Here is an 18,995-nt window from a genome sequence, read left to right as displayed (position 1 = left end):
AAGCGTTTACTTGAGTGAATCGCGGCCTGCCGGACGCGCGATGATGGGGCTTAGACGACAGATGCGTCGCCGCGTTGCATGGATAATAAAATAGCGACAATCCATGGCAGCTGTGGTCTTTTAGACAGCAAAGATCTTGAGCAGCGGGCACATGGATTATCACAGTCCTTACTTTTTCGGTTACATCCTTGGCTTCATTCATCTCCTGGGTATCGCAGCGGCCATACATGCCCTGTTGACCGTTCGCACAGCCCAAGGCGCCATCGCCTGGGCCATGCCGCTGTTCTTCATCCCCTACTTCACCTTGATTCCGTATCTGGTATTTGGCCGCAGCTCATTCGATGCCTATATCAAGGCCCGGCGCCAGGCCAACGAAGAAATGCGCGCGGCCATCAGCCATCAGAACTGGCGGCCCTGGGTCAACGAGGCGGTTGCAGCACGCCGTACCGAGGGCTATGCATCGCTGCGTGCCATGCCCAAGCTGGGGCGCATGCCCGCCCTGACCAACAACGAAGTCAAACTGCTGATCAACGGCAACGCCACCTTCACTGCAATCTTCGACGCCATTACCCACGCCAGACAAAGCATCTTCGTACAGTTTTTCATTATCCATGACGATGAACTGGGCCGTCGCCTGCAAAACCTGCTGTTGGAAAAAGCTGCCGAAGGTGTCGCCATTTATGTGCTCTATGACCGCATCGGCAGCCATGCCCTGCCCGCCGAATACAGCGAGCGCCTGCGGGCAAGTGGCGTGCAGATCAAAGCCTTCGCCACCCGCAGCGGCTGGCTCAATCGCTTCCAGATCAACTTCCGCAATCACCGTAAGATAGTGGTGGTCGATGGCGTGCGCGGCTTTCTCGGCGGGCATAACGTCGGCGATGAATACCTGGGCCTGCAACCACCCCTCTCGCCCTGGCGCGACACCCATGTCGAAGTGAAAGGGCCGGTGGTGGCCTGCCTGCAGGAGTCATTTGCCGAGGACTGGTTCTGGGCTACCCGCGAACTGCCGCCGCTGACCCTGCCGGCGTCTTTCCCGGAAGATGGCGTGCTCTGTCAGCTCCTGGCCAGCGGCCCGGCGGACGAGCAGGAAACCTGTTCACTGTTTTTTGTCGAGGCGATTCATGCCGCAACGGAACGGGTGTGGATAACCAGCCCGTACTTCATCCCGGACGAAGCGGTATCCGCCGCCCTGCGCCTGGCAGTGTTACGAGGTGTGGACGTACGCCTGCTGCTGCCTTCGCGGCCGGACCACTATGTGGTCTACGCCGCCTCCAGTCTCTTCGCCTTCGAAGCCGTGCGCGCCGGGGTGCGAGTGTTCCGTTATGAGCCCGGGTTTCTGCATCAGAAAGTAGTGCTGGTGGATGACGAAATCAGCGCCATCGGCAGTGCCAACCTGGACAATCGCTCATTCCGTTTGAATTTCGAATTGATGCTGTTGACGGTCGATAAAGACTTCGCCAGAGAGGTCGAGCACATGCTTAACGAAGACTTCGCCCTTTCCCGGGAAATCTCCACCGAAGAGCGCTACGAGATCCATCGTCTGAAACAACTGGGCATGCGTATTGCGCGGATCATCTCGCCCATTCTCTGAGAGCAGTTACCGCTCCAACGACAACCTGTCGCCGAAACGGCAACCGCCCGTGAAACTCAGCGATAGATATCTTCCCGCGTCCAGGGCAGATCATGGCTGCCGTCAGCGAAAGGTTTCACCGCCAGGATCTGATGCAAATTGATCCAGCCTTTGCTGAATGCGTAGGAACAACCGGCCAGGTACAGGCGCCAGATACGCAGGATGTGGGGCGGGACCATTTCGGCGGCCTGATCCAGCTTGTTTTCCAACCGCGTGCTCCAGTGCTCCAGCGTCTTGGCGTAGTGCAGGCGCAGGCTTTCGACGTCGACCACTTCCAGACCCGCCTCGCTGATGTCGGCGCTGATGCGCGAGACATGGGGCAGCTCGCCATTCGGGAAGACATAGCGGTCGATGAAGTCCCCGGCTCCACGACCCACCGGGCGACCGTCGACGTGCTTGGCGGTAATGCCATGGTTCATCACCAGGCCACCCTCCTTCACCGCACCGAACAGCAACTTGGTGTAGAGCGGCAGGTTGGCATGGCCGACGTGCTCGAACATGCCGACGCTGACCACCTTGTCGAAGCGGCCATCCTGGGGCAGGTCACGGTAATCGAACAGCTGCAGATCGACCTTGTCCTGCAAGCCCTCTGCCTTGACCCGCGCACGGCCCAGAGCCAGTTGTTCACGGCTCAGGGTGATACCAAAGACCTTGACGCCATACTCGCGGGCAGCGAAACGCGCCAGCCCGCTCCAACCGCAACCGACGTCCAGCAGGTACTCGCCGGGCTTGAGCCGCAGCTTGCGGCAGAGGTGATGAAACTTGTCCAACTGCGCCTGTTCCAGGGTTTCTTCACCGGTCTTGAAGTAGGCGCAGGAGTAGACCATCTCCTTGTCGAGCCAGAGCTGATAAAACTCATTGGACAAATCGTAGTGGTAGGAAATGGACTCGGCGTCAGTAGCCTTGTCATGGTGCGAGCGAGTAGGGAGATTGCTGTCATCCTCATCCACCAGCGCCTGGCTCAGCTCATCGCAGACCCGCACGACTTCGCTGATCGAGCCCTCAAGCTCAAGACGACCTTCGACAAAGGCACTGCCGAGCAGATCGAGACTTGGATGAGTAAATTCGGAAACCAGCTGGGGATCTTTGACGACGATAGTAACGCTGGGCGCTGGACCCAGATCCAGCTCGTGGCCGTCCCAGAGTTTCAATCGCAAGGGAAGGTGAAGACTCTGTAAGGCCGTGGGAAGTTGCGCAAGCATTTCGGTAAACCCCCTGATCCAGAAGACCCAAAAAGGGTAATCCAAACAAAGTCCCAACACTGGAACTCTCAGGCTATCGGCTTAATAGCGACCTGCTATGAATCGACCCCAGGGAACGGCCTTGTGCCCACTGATTCTTGCCAATAGACAGCCTGAAATGGAAAACCCCATCCGTAGCTGGCTATTAATTTGTAACAGAATTATTCAAAGCTCAAGCGAATTTTTATACTTAGCCTACCGCTCTAGCCCGGCGGTTTGCACCGGGCCGGTGGTTTATCAGGGCTGTGGAGGCGTCTGCAACTTTAGTAGCGGCTCCTGAAAGCGCAACAGACGACCCGCATTGCCGAGGACCAAAAGCGTACTCAGATTATGAAGAATAGCCGCCACCATCGCACCGGCAGCTCCCAGCAGACCGAAGGCAGCAAAAGCGACAATTGCCAGGGTCCAGCCAAGCCCAATGATGACATTGACTTGCAGGGTCTGGCGGCATTGACGACTTAAACGTACGCAGGTCCCCAATCGACGAAGATCGCTGCCAATCAGTACGATATCGGCCGATGCCAACGCAATATCTGCACCACCGGCCCCCATCGCCACACCCACTACACCAGCCTTCAACGCGAGGGAATCGTTGATCCCGTCACCCACGACCATGGGCCTGAAACCACTGCTGATTTCCGCCGTAACACGGTTCAGTTTGTCCTCCGGCAGAGCCTGGGCCTGGATGTCGCGGATCCCTACTTCGCGACCCAGGGCGTCAGCCACGCTCTGCCGGTCTCCGGTCAGCAACAACTGACGGCCAATACCCAGTTCGCGCAATTCGGCAAGCGCCGCTCGCGCCTCGGGTTTCAGACTGTCGGCCAACAGGAACCAGGCCAGGAATACGCCGTTGACGGCCAGCCCGGCAATCGGCCCGTCATGATCGGGCACCGCGGTGGTGGCAATCCCCAACTGTTCGAACAGCTCGGGCCGCCCCAGCGCCGCCTCCCCGCCCTCGGTACTGGCGATCACTCCAAGCCCCTGACGCTCGCGGATATCGTTCAGGGGCAACAGTTGATCCTTTTCCAGCAATCCCGCCAGCGCCCGGCTGACCGGGTGGCTGCTGGCCGACCCCAGGCTCGCTGCCAGGGGCAACAGGTCGTCCTGTTCCGGCGTCGCCGCAAGCACTGATTGCAGGCGCAGGCTGCCGTAGGTCAGGGTGCCAGTCTTGTCCACCACCAGAGAGGTCAGGTCGGCCAGCTCTTCGAGGAACGCTGAGCTGCGAATCAGAATCCCGTGACGCGCCGCCACGGCAATACCGGCAATCGCTGTCGCCGGAGCAGACAGCACCAAGGCACAAGGACAGGCCGCGACCAGTACCGCCAGCATCGCCTGAGCGTTATTGGTGATGAACCAGGTCACGGCGGCGATCAACAGCACCAGCACCATGTAACTGCCCGCGTAACGCTCCAGCAGGCGCGTAATCGGCGGCTTGGAACGCTCGGCGCTCTGCATCAGGGCGATGACCTTGCCCAGCGTGGACTCGTTACCAATGCGGGTCACTTCGATACGCAACAGGCCATCGAGGTTGATGGCGCCGCCGAACACCTCCATACCCGCTCGCGCCTCCAGCGGCACTGACTCACCGGTGATAGGTGCCGTATCGAGGCTGGCCTGGCCTGACAGCACGCGGCCGTCTGCCGGGACGCGGTCCCCGGCACGCACCTCGACCCGGTCACCCGCTACCAGTGTCGAGTTATCCACTTCACGGATGCTGCCATCAGCACCGATCAACCGTGCATGGCTGCGGGTCAGGCGACCCAGTGCCTGAATCGCTTCCTGGGAGCCGATCACGCTGCGCTCTTCCAACACATGGCCAAAGATCATGATGATCGGCAACAGGGCCGCGGTCATCAGATCGCCCGTAGCCCAGGCGCCGAGCATCGCGAGGGCGATCAACTGGTCGGTGATGCCATGCAGGCTCGGGTAACGCAGGCTGTGCCAGCCGGCGCTGACCACCGGAATGGCCACCAGCAGCGACGCTGCGCCGAGCAGCAATTGACTGACGCCAGTCTGCTCCGGGGCCAGCAAACGCCAGACCACGCCAAGCGCCAGCAGGCCCAAGGCCAACATCGCCAGGGTCAATTGACGGGCCGCGCTGCGCTGTTCGGAGCGGCTCAGCATGCTGCCTGCGGCTGGCGCGTCAGTATGCTCGGCGTCATGGTTGTGAACGGCTTCGCCACTCATTGTTCAGCTCCCTGAATGATCAGGCGGGAATCGTCATGGGGATCGACGGTGGTGACCGAGCCGGCCTGACCGAGGATTTTCGGCACACGCTCGCGGTACAGGCGCAGCAACAGCCCCGGATCGCTTTTGTCCCGAATGGACTCGGCAAGGCTGGCAACAGTCGCGGTGTCAGTCTGCGCCTTGGCCAGTCGTTCGGACGCCTGGGCGTGGGCCACTTGCAGGGTGCGGTCGGCCTGTTGCGTTGCGCTCTGATTGAGGCGCTCGGCATCGGTACGGGCGTTGGCGACGGCCTGTTCGGCCTGTTGAGTGGCGGTGAGAACGGCGTTGAAGGCACTGACTGCAGCGGCAGGCAGGCTCGATTGCACATCGACCCGGGCCACCTCGATACCGATGCCGACGCCCGACGCAGCAAGGTCGGCCAGACGCTGATTGATGCCCTGTACCAAGTCGCCACGCAGACGCTCGCGGCGCTCGGCGGCCTTGCTGTCGGCACTGACCATCTCCGGCCGTGCCACCAGGATGGTGTCCAGATCACGGGCCGCAGTCAGTGCCACGGCGCTGCGATTGACCAGGCGATCCAGGGCCGGCAGCACATGATCAGCCTGCAGGACATAGGCGTAGGGGTCGGTCACCTTGTAGTACACCGTCACATCCAGCTGTACGACACCGGCATCACCGGTCAGGAGAAAACCCGATCCGGCCAGGGCATCGCTCATGGGCGTGGCAAAACTGGCAGTGCGGTCGGCCTGCACGGCGGCCGGGGACCGCAGCAGGGTTTCCACATGCCGCTCGATCACCCGGTCTGCCGAAGGCAACAGCACCACTTGTTCAAAAGGTTGTGGCCAGGCGGTTAGCAGCCCGGCGTTCTGAATACGCTCCAGAGCACCGAGACGCAGCACCACCGCACGATTCTGCGGATCAATCTGCCGCACGTTGGACGCCGCCCAGGCCAGGGCAGCCAGCAAGGTCACCGCATACAAACCGAGGAAGGCCAGGCGGCTGGCTTGCAGCCATGCACTGTTGCCTGCCGAGCGCTCATGGCCCGCTTCGGGCTCGATATGTTCACTCATGGCTGGCTTCCAGCCTTGCCATCGCCAGGTTTGCCGTCCAGCGCCTTGCTATCCGGCGGACCATCGACCAGTACGCGGAACGGCGCGGCATCGGTGCGCAGGATCAGCTTGGTGCCGGGCGTGACAACCGTGCCCAGGGTGTCCAGCGAGCGCAGCATGTTGTACAGCGCTGGCGAACCGTTGTAGGCCTTGCCGTAGATCTGCGCCGCCTCGACCCGGGACTGCGCCTCGATATCGGCCGCCTTGACCGTGGCATCGGCTTCGACGATGCGTGCATCACGCTCGGCAGCGGAACGGATCTGCGCCGCTTCTCGCTTGCCCACGGCGGTGCGCTCGGTGGCAATGGTTTCACGCTCGGCGCGCATGCGGTCAACCGTGGCGTTGAGGGTAACCGAAGGCAATGTCAGGCGCTCGACCCCCACTTGCAGGACGCGCACGCCATAGGTGGTCAGCAATTGCTGATCGATCTGCTGGCGCAGCTGGTTTTCGAAATCGGCGATACGCACCTGGCTGGCGTCGGTATTGACCAGGCTCGACAGGTCGAAACTGGCGGCAGTGGTTTCCAGCGCCGAACCGACGAAGGTACGGATTTGCCGGGCAGCTTCGTCGGGTTGGTTCTGCACCGCACGCATGAAACGCTGCACATTGTCGGGGTCGCCCTGAACCTGCCAGGCCACATAAGCCTGAACGATGATGCGCAGGCCATCGCGGGTGCCGACGTCCTGCAGGCCGCTGGAAGTGGTGCGCAAACGCAGGTCTACCGGAATGGTCGCCTCGAACGGCGCAGGCCAGCGCCAGCTCAGGCCCGGATCGAGCAGGACCCGGGAAGGATTGCCAAAACGAGTGATGACCGTGGCTTCGCCGGAGCGCACCTGGACCAGACTGGCCGCCGCGACTGCAAAGGCGATCAGCAGGGCAGCCAGGGCCGAGCGGCGCCAGGGGAAAGGCGCTGGTGTAGCGCTGTCACCGTGAGCGTGATGGCCGTGGTGATGGCCATGCCCGCTGTGGTCGTGGCCGGCGTGATCGTGATGATCATGGTTATGGAACAGACTCAAGGGGTAACTCCTTACTGATCGGCTTTACGCGGCGTCAACGGGTCTGCCGGTAAGGTAAAAGTTCGCAGGTCGATGGTCGGCGCGCTGTTGCCGCCCAGACGATGATCGAGGACCAACAGCTTGGCGTGGGCCAGGCCCTGGGTCAGTTGGGCCAGGTATTGCTCCAGCAGGAAGGCCTGCCCGGCCCTGGCGTAGCCCTGGCGTTCGGCGCTGAAGCGCAGGTCTGCAGCCTGGGCGGCGGCCATGACTTCCCGGGCCGTTGCTGCCGCCTGATCGTGAGCAACGCTGGCATTGAGCTGAGCCAGGTTGGCCTTGTCACTGGCCGCACCACGCTCGCGGGAAATCAGTGCCTGGGCGCTGATCTGCGCGGCCTGAACGCCGTGATACGCATTGGCCGCGCCGGCTGGCGGGTGGATCGACTCAACCACCGTGGCGAGAATTTCCACGCCGCTGTCCAGTTTCTTCAGATCAGCCTGCACCGCATCGCCGATGTCCCGGGACAGGGACGCGCGCTGCTCGCCCAACAGTTCGTCCAGGGTCCGTGTAGCGAAGTCATGGACAAGCACGCGGCTGGCCGTGCTGCGAATCAGTGTCGGTACATCGGCGCTGTTGTAGGTAGCCGCCAGCGCCGCCTGATCGTTCAGGCCGATGCGGTAGACAAAACGCACATCCATATTGACGATCTGGAAGCCCTGCTTGTCGCCGGTACTGCTGGCGATGACCTGGGATTTCTCGTTGATGTGGCTGGCATCCCACAGGCGGTTGGCACTTTGCGGTGACGGTCCTTCGGCGGGCTCCTGCACCAGTTCGACGGCCGTAGCATCGGAAACACTGGTGGCCAGTTCATGCACAACGCCATTTTCCACTGCGATAATTCGCCCGAACGGCCATGGCAGACCGCCATGCAGACCGGGGCCGACGACTTCGACCGGTTTGCCGAAACGCTCGTAGATACCGCGCCCCTGCATAGGGATTTCCTGCACACCGCTCAAGATCCAGCCAAGCGCGGCAATCACCAACAGTACCGGCAAAAAGGCCCGGCGCATGTAAGTGAAAGCCCAGATCTGCCGCAGATCGATGCCAAAGCGGTTATGCAACTCGCTCTGCAGCGCCAGCAAGGGTTGCGGCGGCCAGCGCAGCAGACCGGCAACAAAACTGCTGGCGGTCAGGCGGGGTTCGAGGCGTTCATTGCGCGGGCTGAACAACGACAACAGCGCACGCAGCAACAACTCAACGGCCACCAGCCCCGGCAGCAGCCCCATCAGCACGGCAAGACGCGCCGGCCACACGCGGTCGGGACTGGACAGGAACAGGCACATGGCACCGATCAGCAGAACGGCGATGGCAACGCGGGTCAACTGCGCCAGTTGCCCGGCCTCCGGCCACCGTGTCTGTTGCTCGTTGGCAAACTGTCGCTCCAGCACCAACAGGCCGAAAGCCAGCAACAGCATCATGCCCGCCGCCAGATTGCCCAGTTGGGACAGCGCGCTGCCTGGCAGTGCCAGATTCCAGGTCATGTCCAGGCTGATCAGCGCCAGTAACGACCAACCCGCCAGCCAGAGTGTCGATGCCCCCATCTGGGTCAGCATCGATCCGGCGCCGCCGCTGATACGGGAAAGCAGACGTTCGTACCAACCGTGGTCCTCGACGACGCCAGGCTCGACTTCGACAGCCACGAAGCTGGCAATGGAGCCCAGAGCCCGACCGCGCCACAAGGCAATGCCCTGGGCCGACTGCAACGCCGCCGCCAGCAGCAGGAACGCGGCTGCCTGGGTAGTCAGCACTGCAGTCCATAGAGAGTTTGGAGAAAAGAGGTCAACGAACAGCGACAGGACCAGTCCGAAAATGCCTATCCCGGCCGTCAGATAGGTCAGTTGCAGTAAGCGCCGAGCCTGAAATGCAGCCCCTTGAAACCTTGGCAGGCCATCCAGCCCTGCGTGCTCAACATCCAGATCAACCTGCATCGTTACCCCAGAACCTATTGGAGGCCAGCTCCCGTCACGAAATTGCTCGCCTGGCGTTCACCAAGAAAGCGTTACGATATAACAAAAAACGTGAAATTTCTGTCGGTCCGCCAAATTTCACGAACCGTTCAGCCAGCAGAAAGGTTGCACAGCCTCGTACTTGACCGGACACAATTAAACTTTATTTATAATTCCATTCTTGGCGATTATTTATAACTTCAGCTTTCAACTTACAGCGTTTACATATAAATCCTACGAACAGAATGGAAACCGTCACTTTTCGACGAAATTAAAACACTTTAGAAGTTTACTTTCGCAACATTATCCAACATCTGCACAGCTTGCTGTAGACATGTCTGGTGACTATATTTGCACACACTTCCACGCTCATGATCGACGCTGAAACAGGCGAAACATAACGCCGGAGGGCCTGCAAGGGGCCACTTCACATGTAAGGAGTCCACATGCACAAGTTCAAACTTCATCCGCCTGTGCGGCATGCCCGCCTGTGCGATCACGCGCAAAGTTGCCTGACCATCAATATTCCCAACTTCACCCTCGGCCTGGATAATCTGCTCGATCTGGTCCGACATGAAATCATTCACGAGCAGCAGAGACATATACATCGACTCACCTTTAAAAGCGGCAGAACGCTTTATATAGAGGCTGATCAGCACTGGGTCACTGTGCGCGGCGTTCATATCAACTATCACACCCCTCCTGACATGCCCTCGGCCACTCTGCTCGGCGACCCCGCACGGTCCAAGGCACGCGTTACCCTCTAAGCTTCACGCCTCGGGCCAGCGTCGCGCATTAGTAGAAATCCTGCGGGCAAATGCCGGTCATGAGACCTGCCGCACAAACAATGTGGCATGCCAAAGGTCACGTTGTGTTTCACTAGACAACGAGCCTGGCGTGCCTACTCATCAGCGCGTCGCATTGTTATCCACAGGGCTCTGGACTCACTTCTCGACAAGGACGACTGCCCGTTGATTTCGATCTACCAGCTCAAGCCCCGTTTCCAGAACCTGCTACGCCCTCTAGTTCAACGTTTGTTCGACCGTGGTATTACCGCAAACCAGGTCACTCTTGGTGCGTGCGCGATATCTCTGGTCGTGGGCGGCTTGAGCGCTGTTTTCGCTGCTCATGTATGGATCTTCGCCTTGATCCCTTTATGGATGATCGTGCGTATGGCCCTCAACGCCATCGACGGCATGCTGGCCAGGGAGTTCGGGCAGAAGTCGCGGTTGGGCGCCTATCTCAACGAACTGACCGATGTCATTGCCGACAGCGCGTTGTTTTTGCCCTTCGCGCTGCTGCCGGAAGTGAACCTTGTACTGGTTGTGCTGGTCACTTTGCTGGCAATTTTCAGTGAGTACGCCGGTGTGCTTGGCCCCATGGTGGGTGCTTCCCGACGTTACGACGGCCCCATGGGCAAAAGTGACCGTGCGTTCTGCTTCGGTGTACTGGGTGCGGGCGTGGCCATTGGCTGGCTTTCGGCCCTGTGGATAAATATCGTTCTCGCTGTAATCGCCGCCTTGCTGGTCTATACCCTGATCAACCGAATCCGTCGTGGCCTGGAGGAAGTCTCCAGCCAGACCGAGGCACCAGGGGAATAAGCAGCCCGCCACATACCGATCGGCATAAGGAAATCGAAATGCGTGAAATGCATGAGCTGCGCTTCAGTACCCATGATGGGGTTGAGTTGTTTTATCGCCACTGGCCTGCCACCGCTCCCGACATCGACGCGCCGCGCCAGGCCGTGCTGCTATTCCACCGCGGGCACGAGCACTCGGGGCGCATAGCCCACCTGGTCGATGAGCTGGACCTGCCGGGCTTCGATTTCTTCGCCTGGGACGCCCGTGGCCACGGCCAGTCGCCGGGCGCACGGGGCGACAGCCCAAGCTTCGCTACCAGTGCCCGTGACGTGCAGACCTTTGTCGACCATCTGGGCGCCACCTTCGCCATCGCCGAGCAGGACATCAGTGTGGTTGCCCAGAGTGTCGGGGCGGTCATCGTCGCCACCTGGGTGCATGACTACGCACCGAAGATCCGCTCGCTGGTACTGGCCTCGCCCGCCTTCCAGGTCAAGCTGTACGTGCCCTTCGCCCGTACCGGCCTGGCGTTGATGCGGCGCTTGAAAGGCAATTTCTTCGTCAACAGCTACGTCAAGGCGCGCTTCCTGAGCCACGACCCAGAGCGGGTTGCTTCGTACGACAACGATCCACTGATCACCAAAGCCATCTCGGTCAACGTGCTGCTCGGCCTGTACGAAGCCGCCGACCGGGTTGTCGCCGATGCCAATGCGATTCAGGTACCCACCCAGTTGCTGATCTCCGGTGCCGATTTCGTGGTTCATCGCGGCCCGCAGGATCGCTTTTTCGAGCGCCTGGGCAGCCTGCGCAAGGAGAAGCACGTCCTGCCGGGGTTCTTCCATGACACCCTGGGCGAGCGCGATCGTCACCTGGCGGTCAGTCGTGCCCGGCGCTTTATCCTGCAAAACCTCGAACAGCCGGTGCCACGCCCGTCGCTGCTGGACGCCGACCGCCTGGGCGCCACCTGCGCCGAAGCCGAAGAACTCGCCGCGCCGTTGCCGCATAACTCGCTGCGTGACCTGTACTGGCGCATGACCCGCGCCAGCATGCGCCTGGGCAGCAAGTTATCCACAGGGGTAAAACTGGGTTTCGACACCGGTTTCGATTCCGGCAGCACCCTGGACTACGTCTATCGCAACAAGCCCACCGGCACTGGCGCTCTGGGCCGCATGATCGATGGCAATTACCTGAAGTCCATCGGCTGGCGCGGCATTCGCCAGCGCAAGATCAACCTCGAGGAACTGCTGCGCCTGGCCATGGCTCACCTGCGCAATCAGGGCAAGCCGGTGCATATCGTCGATATCGCCGCCGGCCACGGTCGGTACATTCTCGAATCCCTGCAAGGCGTCGACCCGCTGCCCGAATCCATCCTGTTGCGCGACTACAGCGATATCAACGTGCGCGACGGCAATGCCCTGATCGAGCAAAAGGACCTGGACCCCATTGCACGCTTCGTCAAAGGCGATGCCTTCGACCGTGCCGACCTCGCCGCACTGCAACCAAAACCGACGTTGGCGGTGGTTTCAGGCCTTTACGAGCTGTTTGCCAACAATCAGATGGTCGGTGATTCCCTGGCCGGGCTTGCTGCGGCGGTGGAGCCGGGTGGCTATCTGGTCTACACCGGCCAGCCGTGGCATCCGCAGCTGGAACTGATCGCCCGCGCCCTGACCAGCCACCGCGCCGGCCAGGCCTGGGTCATGCGTCGGCGCACCCAGGCGGAAATGGATCAGTTGGTCGAGGCAGCCGGTTTCCGCAAAATCACCCAGCGGGTGGACGACTGGGGGATCTTCACCGTGTCACTGGCGCAGCGCATCAATTGAAACCGCTGCGTGAACCGGGGCTGTGGAAACGTGCCGTGCTGTGGCTGGTGCTGCTGGCACCGATGTTCTTTGCCAGCTACGGCTTCGCCACCTGGCTGACCGCCCGGCGCACGGACGTTGGCACGCTGGTCTTTGACTGGGAACAGTACATGCCATTCTGGGCCTGGACTATCGTGCCCTACTGGTCCATCGACCTGCTCTACGGTTTCTCGCTGCTGGCGTGCCTGACCAAGCGTCAGCTCGACACCCATGGGTTACGCCTGCTCACCGCTCAGGTGATCGCCGTCAGCTGCTTCCTGCTCTGGCCCCTGACGTTCACCTTTGCGCGCCCGCCACTGGAGGGTGTGTTCGGCTGGATGTTTGCGGTGCTGGCCGGGTTCGACAAGCCATTCAACCAGGCGCCATCACTGCATATCGCCCTGTTGGTGATTCTCTGGGTCTGTTATGAGCGCTACCTGCGCGCAGCTCATCCGGCGTGGCGCTGGCTGCTGCATGGCTGGTTCGCTTTGATCGGCGTTTCCGTGCTGACCACTTACCAGCATCACTTCGTCGACTTACCCACAGGGGCGCTGGCGGGTTGGTTGTGTGTCTGGCTGTGGCCGGACAACGGCCACAGCCCGTTGCGCAATGCGCGCCTGACCACGCAGCCACGTCGTCTGCGCCTGGCATTGGCTTACGCTCTGGGCGCCGCGCTTTTTGCAGTGCCGGTGTTCATCCTTCGCGGTGCCTGGATGTGGCTGGCCTGGCCCGCGGTATCTTGCCTGTTGGTCAGCCTGAACTACGGGCTGTTCGGCGCCGAGGGCTTTCAAAAGCGCAGCAACGGGCGGCTGAGCCCAGCCGCACGTTGGCTGTTGGCGCCGTATCTGGCGGCGGCGTGGATAAATTCCCGCCTGTGGACAAGAAACCAGCCCGGCGCGCAGCAGATTGTGGATAACATCTGGCTCGGCCGTATCCCTGACCGAGAGCACCTGCGCCCGTTCGCCGCTGTTGTGGATATGTGCGCCGAGCTGTCCATCGTGCCACCCGGCAAACGCGGCTACCAATGCATTCCGGTGCTCGATCTGACCCCGCCGGATGCCGCGCAATGCCTGCTGGCCGCCCAGGCCATCGAGCGCCTGCGCGTCAAAGGTCCTTTACTGGTGTGCTGTGCGCTGGGCTATTCACGTAGCGCGACCGCCCTTGCCGCGTGGTTGCTGTATAGCCACCGCGCCCGCACTGTGGATAACGCTATCGATATGGTGCGCAACGCCCGGCCGCAGGTCGTGCTGCACGAGGCGCAGTATCAGGCGCTGACGCAAATGCTCGCCGGACTATCCACAACGGAGGCGCAGCCAAGACATGTCTCTTGAGATGCAGCTGCATGTTGTAGCTGGCCTGCTGCGGCGCGGCCGGGGCCTGGATAACTTGTCCACAGGGGTAATGCTGCTCGGCCTGGCACTGGGCCTCACTCAATTGTGGATAAAACCCGTCAACCCTCTGCTGCTGATAATGGTGACAGCCATCGTTGTGACTGGCCTTATCGAAAAGTACTACGCCTTTCGCGTCGCCTTCGACGCCGATCTTTTTCAGAACCTGGCTGACGATGCCAATCAGTTGAATGACCGCACCGTCGAGCTGGATCACGCATTGACTACGTTGGGCCTGCTGCCTGTGGATAAACAGTCCCGGTCCTGGGCCGTTCGGAGCCAGGGCGCCCTGAAATTATTACGTCAGCAGGTCTTGTTCCTCGCCCTTGAGCTGATATTGATGCTCGCAGCAATTCTGATTTTTCCCTGGTTGCCTTTCGTCCATTAAGGAAACGCCATGTTCGAACCCTTGGTCGCCACGATCATCACCGCCGGAGCGCGCAGCGTGACCGGTGCGCGCAGCCTGTGGCTGGGTTGCACGCCCGAGCCCAATCAGCGCATCTATTTCGCCAACCACAGCAGCCACGGCGATTTCGTCCTGCTCTGGGCCTCGCTGCCGCCCCAGCTACGCAAGCTGACTCGCCCCGTCGCTGCCGGCGATTACTGGCAGAAGACTCCGCTGCGGCGCTACATCATCAGTGGTGTATTCAATGGCGTGCTGATCGATCGCGAACGCAAGACACCCGAGAGCAATCCGCTGCAACCCATGCTCGACGCCCTGCAATGGGGGGATTCGCTGATCATCTTCCCCGAGGGCACGCGCAACCTTGAAGACGGCCTGTTGCCGTTCAAGAGCGGCCTGTATCACTTGGCCAAGAGTTATCCACAGGCGGAACTGGTGCCGGTGTGGATAGCCAACCTGAACCGCGTGATGCCTAAAGGCAGGGTCCTGCCGCTGCCATTGTTATGCACAACCAGCTTCGGCGCGCCGCTGCGCCTTGAAGAAGACGAAAGCAAAGAGCAATTTCTGACCCGCAGCCGTGACGCGCTGCTGGCCCTGGCACCGGAGCAGCATTGATGGATAGGCAAACACAGATGTTGTTCATGGGGATCGGCGCCATTCTGGTCCTGGCCTCACTGATCGGCTTCATTCTCAAGCGCCGGGCGGGCAGTGAACCCAACTCGGTGATCGATAACCTCAACGCCCGAATCAACGCCTGGTGGGTCATGGTGGTGGTGATCGGCATCGCCTTCTGGCTCGGCTATAGCGCGGTGATTCTGTTGTTCTACGCAGTGTCGTTCTACGCCCTGCGCGAGTTCCTGACCCTGACGCCCACCCGGCGCAGCGATTACCCGGCGTTGGTGGCGGCGTTCTACCTGGCGCTGCCGCTGCAATACATCCTGATCGCCACCAACTGGTACGGGTTGTTCTCGATCTTCATTCCGGTCTATGTGTTCCTGCTGCTGCCGATCCTGGCGTCTCTGGGCGGCGACAGCACGCACTTCCTGGAGCGGGCCTCGAAGGTGCAATGGGGGCTGATGATCGCAGTGTTCTGCGTGTCCTATGTGCCGGCCTTGCTGACCCTGGAAATCCCCGGTTACGAAGGACGCAACCTGTTGTTGATCGCCTACCTGGTGATCGTCGTGCAGCTCTCCGACGTATTGCAATACGTGTGCGGCAAGCTGTTCGGCAAACGCAAGATCGCGCCTAACCTGTCGCCCTCCAAGACCGTTGAAGGCTTTGTCGGCGGCATCGCTCTGGCTTCATTGATCGGCGGCGCGCTGTGGTGGATCACCCCGTTCAATATCTGGCAATCGACCCTGATCGCCCTGCTGATCAACCTGCTCGGTTTTGCCGGCGGCATCGTCATGTCGGCGATCAAGCGCGACCGTGGCGTCAAGGACTGGGGACACATGATCGAAGGCCACGGCGGCATGCTTGATCGCCTGGATTCAGTGTGTTTTGCGGCGCCGATCTTCTTTCATCTTGTGCGGTATTGGTGGACGTGAAGCAGCCGCAAGCTGCAAGCCTCTAGCTGCAAGCAAGAGCGAACCGCACCCGCTTTTTCTTGCAGCTTGCAGCTCATCACTTGAAGCTGGTCGCTCTGCGACCTATATTACGATCATAATTTAATTTCTTGCGACGAACTTCACCAGGAGTAAGACCATGAGCAGTTATGACGTTGTCATCATCGGCGGCGGCCCTGGCGGCTATAACGCTGCCATCCGCGCCGGCCAGTTGGGCTTGTCAGTGGCCTGTGTCGAAGGCCGCGAGACCTTGGGCGGTACCTGCCTGAATGTCGGCTGCATGCCCTCCAAGGCGCTGCTGCATGCCTCCGAACTGTACGAGGCCGCCGTGGGCGAGGAGTTCGCCAATCTGGGTATTGAGGTCAAGCCGACCCTGAACCTGGCGCAGATGATGAAGCAGAAGGGCGAAAGCGTGACGTCCCTGACCAAGGGCATCGAGTTTCTGTTCCGCAAGTACAAGTCTGACTGGATTAAGGGCTGGGGCCGCATCGCCGGGCCGGGCAAGGTCATCGTCACCGATGCCGCAGGTGCCGAAACCGAGCTGTTGGCCAAGGACATCATTATCGCCACCGGTTCCGAGCCGACGCCGCTACCGGGTGTTGAACTCGACCATGAGCGCATCATCGACTCCACCGGCGCCCTGTCCCTGCCGGAAGTGCCCAAGCATCTGGTGGTGATCGGCGCCGGGGTGATCGGCCTTGAGCTGGGTTCGGTATGGCGGCGTCTCGGCGCCAAAGTCACCGTCGTCGAGTTTCTCGATCACGTGGCCCATGGCAGCGATCTGGAGGCGGGCAAGACTTTGCAACGCTCCCTGACGCGCCAGGGCATGAACTTCAAACTCAGCTCGAAGGTGACCTCCGCAATCCGTTCAGAGCAAAGCGTCACCCTGCGCGTCGAGCCGGCGGCCGGTGGCGAGGCAGAGTTGATCGAAGCCGATTACGTACTGGTATCGATTGGCCGTCGTCCCTATACCAAGGGCCTGGGCCTTGAGACCGTAGGCCTGCAGGTCGACAAGCGCGGCATGCTTGAGAACAAGGGCCATCGCACCGAGGCGCCGAATGTCTGGGTGATCGGTGACGTCACTTCCGGGCCGATGCTGGCGCACAAGGCCGAAGACGAAGCCCATGTGTGCCTGGAGCGCATTGTCGGCAAGGCGGGCGAGCTGAATTACAACCTGATCCCCGGCGTGATCTACACCCGTCCGGAACTGGCCAGCGTCGGCAAGACCGAAGAGCAGCTCAAGGCCGAAGGGCGTGCGTACAAGGTCGGCAAGTTCCCGTTCAGCGCCAACAGCCGGGCCAAGATCAACCATGAGACCGAAGGCTTCGCCAAAGTGCTGGCTGACGAGCGTACCGACGAGGTTCTCGGCGTACACCTGGTTGGACCGAGTGCGGGCGAGTTGATTGGCGAGGCGTGCGTAGCCATGGAGTTTGCCGCGTCATCCGAGGACATCGCGCTGATCTGCCATCCGCACCCGACCCGCTCCGAGGCCTTGCGCCAGGCGGCCATGGGGGCGAGTGGGCATACCACCCAGGCTTGATGGCCCAAACTCGACCTGGTGGGAGCGGATTTATCCGCGAAGACGGTATTTGAGTCGATAAGATTCAGCGAATGTACTGGCCCATTCGCGGATGAATCAGCTCCCACAAAGAGTTATCCACAGCTCCATTTGCTATCAGCCTGGCAAATGCCCCAACGGCAGCGGTCCAGGCGTCTTGATGGCCTGGATCGCGAAGTTGCTGCGGATATCCCTTACCCCCGGCACCTTCAACAGGCTGCCATTGAGAAAGCGTTCATAACCGCGCAGATCCGGCACCACGACATGGAGCAGGAAGTCTGCCTCACCCGATACCAGGTAAGCGGAAATCACTTCCGGCAATGCCAGTACTGCCAGGCGAAATCGTTCGGCTTCGGCTTCATGATGGCGCTCGACCTTGACCCCGACGAAGACCGTCAAACCCAACCCCACCGCCTCACTGTCCAGCGTGGCCTGATAGCCGCGAATGACCCCGGCCTCCTCCAGATTCCGCACCCGGCGCAGGCAGGGAGAGGCCGACAGGCCGATCTCATCGGCCAGTTGCACATTGGTCAGGCGTCCGTCCCGTTGCAGGGCCGCAAGGATTTTGCGGTCATAGGCATCCAGTTTCGGTGTTGGCATATCAGCGCCTCATTGCTTAATACATTGGCAGATAATGCCAATTCTAGATCTATATAGGGTTAAAGACGCAAGCACCTGCCCTGCCGTTGGGCCGTAGAATTTTCCTTCATCGCCCCCCTTACCGAGACCTTCGACGATGGAAAATATGGCGCTCTACCTGACGGCCCTGACCATGGTTTTTTTGCTGCCCGGCCCGGACATGATCCTGCTGTTGCAGACCGGCGCCCGCCAGGGTCGAGCACTGGCGCTGGCCACTGCACTGGGCCTTGCACTGGCCCGGGCGGTTCATGTCACCCTGGCAGCACTGGGTCTGGCGGCCCTATTCAAGGCGGCACCCTGGACCTTTGACATGGTGCGTTTCGCCGGGGCGGCCTATCTGCTCTGGCTCGGCGTGAAAATGCTCAAGCCCGGCACCCTTGGCTCCCTCAGTAATGCGCCACAAGTCAGCGGGCCACCTTCATGGCTCGGTGCGATCGGTCGCGGTGTACTGACCAATCTGCTCAATCCCAAGGCCCTGTTGTTCTGCTCGGTGCTGCTGCCGCAATTCATCGATCCCACCGGCGTCGCCGTTACCGTGCAATTCGCCACTCTGGGCGTGATTCTGGTGCTGCTCGGGCTGCTGTTCGACAGCGCCTATGCGCTGCTTGGCGATAGCCTGGGCCGCTGGCTTGAACGCAGCCCTTCGGCACGGCGAGTCCAGCAATGGTTGTTTGGTAGCCTGTTGATCGGTTTCGCGGTGCGTCTGGCGTTTATTCAGCAGGCATAAGCCGGTAAACCGGCGCCTGCGGCATATGCATTGCAAGTCTCTGAGACCTCACAAAAAACCTCCGTTCGCGACTTTTTTGCCTTTTTTTCGAACCGGATGCAGAGTTTGTTATCTGTTGTGGGTAACTTGCGTGCG

At 60.8% G+C, this 18,995-nt stretch carries 16 protein-coding genes; 10 read left to right on the top strand and 6 right to left on the bottom strand.

The annotated features are described in order from the left end of the window. The first annotated feature begins 151 nt into the window (after nucleotides 1-151). Complete coding sequence (gene cls / locus ACCD02_RS01900; RefSeq protein WP_413298241.1) at nucleotides 152-1,591, top strand: cardiolipin synthase; 1,440 nt, start codon at nucleotides 152-154, stop codon at nucleotides 1,589-1,591. A 56-nt stretch (nucleotides 1,592-1,647) separates the two neighbouring features. Here the strand turns inward: cls and cfaB are convergent, their stop codons facing one another. The 5 genes from cfaB to hflK (ACCD02_RS01875) form a co-directional block, all read right to left on the bottom strand. After that, complete coding sequence (gene cfaB / locus ACCD02_RS01895; RefSeq protein WP_413298240.1) at nucleotides 1,648-2,832, bottom strand: C17 cyclopropane fatty acid synthase CfaB; 1,185 nt, start codon at nucleotides 2,830-2,832, stop codon at nucleotides 1,648-1,650. A gap of 276 nt (nucleotides 2,833-3,108) precedes the next feature. Continuing rightward, nucleotides 3,109-5,058, bottom strand: coding sequence for a cation-translocating P-type ATPase (locus ACCD02_RS01890; protein WP_413298239.1), 1,950 nt, complete (start codon nucleotides 5,056-5,058; stop codon nucleotides 3,109-3,111). After that, the gene (hflK, locus tag ACCD02_RS01885) at nucleotides 5,055-6,128 is read right to left on the bottom strand and encodes a protease modulator HflK (protein ID WP_413298238.1); all 1,074 of its coding nucleotides are present in this window, start codon (nucleotides 6,126-6,128) and stop codon (nucleotides 5,055-5,057) included. Before hflK (ACCD02_RS01885) ends, ACCD02_RS01890 begins: the two co-directional genes overlap by 4 nt. Further along, nucleotides 6,125-7,183 (bottom strand): protease modulator HflC, encoded by a 1,059-nt coding sequence (gene hflC, locus ACCD02_RS01880; protein WP_413298237.1) that lies wholly within the window; start codon nucleotides 7,181-7,183, stop codon nucleotides 6,125-6,127. Before hflC ends, hflK (ACCD02_RS01885) begins: the two co-directional genes overlap by 4 nt. Nucleotides 7,184-7,194: 11 nt before the next feature. Then, a complete protein-coding gene (gene hflK, locus ACCD02_RS01875; RefSeq protein WP_413298236.1) occupies nucleotides 7,195-9,147 on the bottom strand; it encodes a protease modulator HflK in 1,953 nt (650 codons plus the stop codon). A gap of 464 nt (nucleotides 9,148-9,611) precedes the next feature. Here hflK (ACCD02_RS01875) and ACCD02_RS01870 point away from each other — a divergent pair, with 464 nt between their 5' ends. From ACCD02_RS01870 to lpdA, 8 genes are all read left to right on the top strand, one after another. Next, nucleotides 9,612-9,932: a hypothetical protein gene (locus ACCD02_RS01870; RefSeq protein ID WP_413298235.1), complete on the top strand. Its 321-nt coding sequence runs from the start codon at nucleotides 9,612-9,614 to the stop codon at nucleotides 9,930-9,932. A gap of 204 nt (nucleotides 9,933-10,136) precedes the next feature. Further along, nucleotides 10,137-10,766, top strand: coding sequence for a CDP-alcohol phosphatidyltransferase family protein (locus tag ACCD02_RS01865; protein WP_413298234.1), 630 nt, complete (start codon nucleotides 10,137-10,139; stop codon nucleotides 10,764-10,766). A 38-nt stretch (nucleotides 10,767-10,804) separates the two neighbouring features. After that, complete coding sequence (locus ACCD02_RS01860; protein ID WP_413298233.1) at nucleotides 10,805-12,562, top strand: bifunctional alpha/beta hydrolase/class I SAM-dependent methyltransferase; 1,758 nt, start codon at nucleotides 10,805-10,807, stop codon at nucleotides 12,560-12,562. A 62-nt stretch (nucleotides 12,563-12,624) separates the two neighbouring features. Next, on the top strand, nucleotides 12,625-13,911 hold the full coding sequence (locus tag ACCD02_RS01855; RefSeq protein WP_413298324.1) for a phosphatase PAP2/dual specificity phosphatase family protein: 1,287 nt from the start codon (nucleotides 12,625-12,627) through the stop codon (nucleotides 13,909-13,911). Further along, the gene (locus tag ACCD02_RS01850) at nucleotides 13,901-14,356 is read left to right on the top strand and encodes a hypothetical protein (protein WP_413298232.1); all 456 of its coding nucleotides are present in this window, start codon (nucleotides 13,901-13,903) and stop codon (nucleotides 14,354-14,356) included. Before ACCD02_RS01855 ends, ACCD02_RS01850 begins: the two co-directional genes overlap by 11 nt. Before the next feature lie 9 nt (nucleotides 14,357-14,365). Then, entirely contained in the window at nucleotides 14,366-14,986 is a 621-nt protein-coding gene (locus ACCD02_RS01845; RefSeq protein WP_259100989.1) for a lysophospholipid acyltransferase family protein, read from the top strand. After that, nucleotides 14,986-15,918 (top strand): phosphatidate cytidylyltransferase, encoded by a 933-nt coding sequence (locus ACCD02_RS01840; RefSeq protein ID WP_413298231.1) that lies wholly within the window; start codon nucleotides 14,986-14,988, stop codon nucleotides 15,916-15,918. Before ACCD02_RS01845 ends, ACCD02_RS01840 begins: the two co-directional genes overlap by 1 nt. Nucleotides 15,919-16,075: 157 nt before the next feature. Further along, entirely contained in the window at nucleotides 16,076-17,476 is a 1,401-nt protein-coding gene (gene lpdA / locus ACCD02_RS01835; protein WP_413298230.1) for a dihydrolipoyl dehydrogenase, read from the top strand. Between the two features lie 135 nt (nucleotides 17,477-17,611). Here lpdA and ACCD02_RS01830 read toward each other — a convergent pair whose 3' ends face one another. Then, nucleotides 17,612-18,094: an Lrp/AsnC family transcriptional regulator gene (locus tag ACCD02_RS01830; protein ID WP_413298229.1), complete on the bottom strand. Its 483-nt coding sequence runs from the start codon at nucleotides 18,092-18,094 to the stop codon at nucleotides 17,612-17,614. A 145-nt stretch (nucleotides 18,095-18,239) separates the two neighbouring features. Between ACCD02_RS01830 and ACCD02_RS01825 the strand changes: the two genes are divergently transcribed. Next, complete coding sequence (locus ACCD02_RS01825) at nucleotides 18,240-18,860, top strand: LysE family translocator (protein ID WP_413298228.1); 621 nt, start codon at nucleotides 18,240-18,242, stop codon at nucleotides 18,858-18,860. The last annotated feature ends 135 nt before the right edge of the window (nucleotides 18,861-18,995 follow it).

Source organism: Pseudomonas sp. Pseusp88 (assembly GCF_047303955.1).
Taxonomy (GTDB): domain Bacteria; phylum Pseudomonadota; class Gammaproteobacteria; order Pseudomonadales; family Pseudomonadaceae; genus Aquipseudomonas.
The sequence above is the reverse complement of the archived record's forward strand: the minus strand, read 5'-3'. Positions and strand labels throughout refer to the sequence as shown.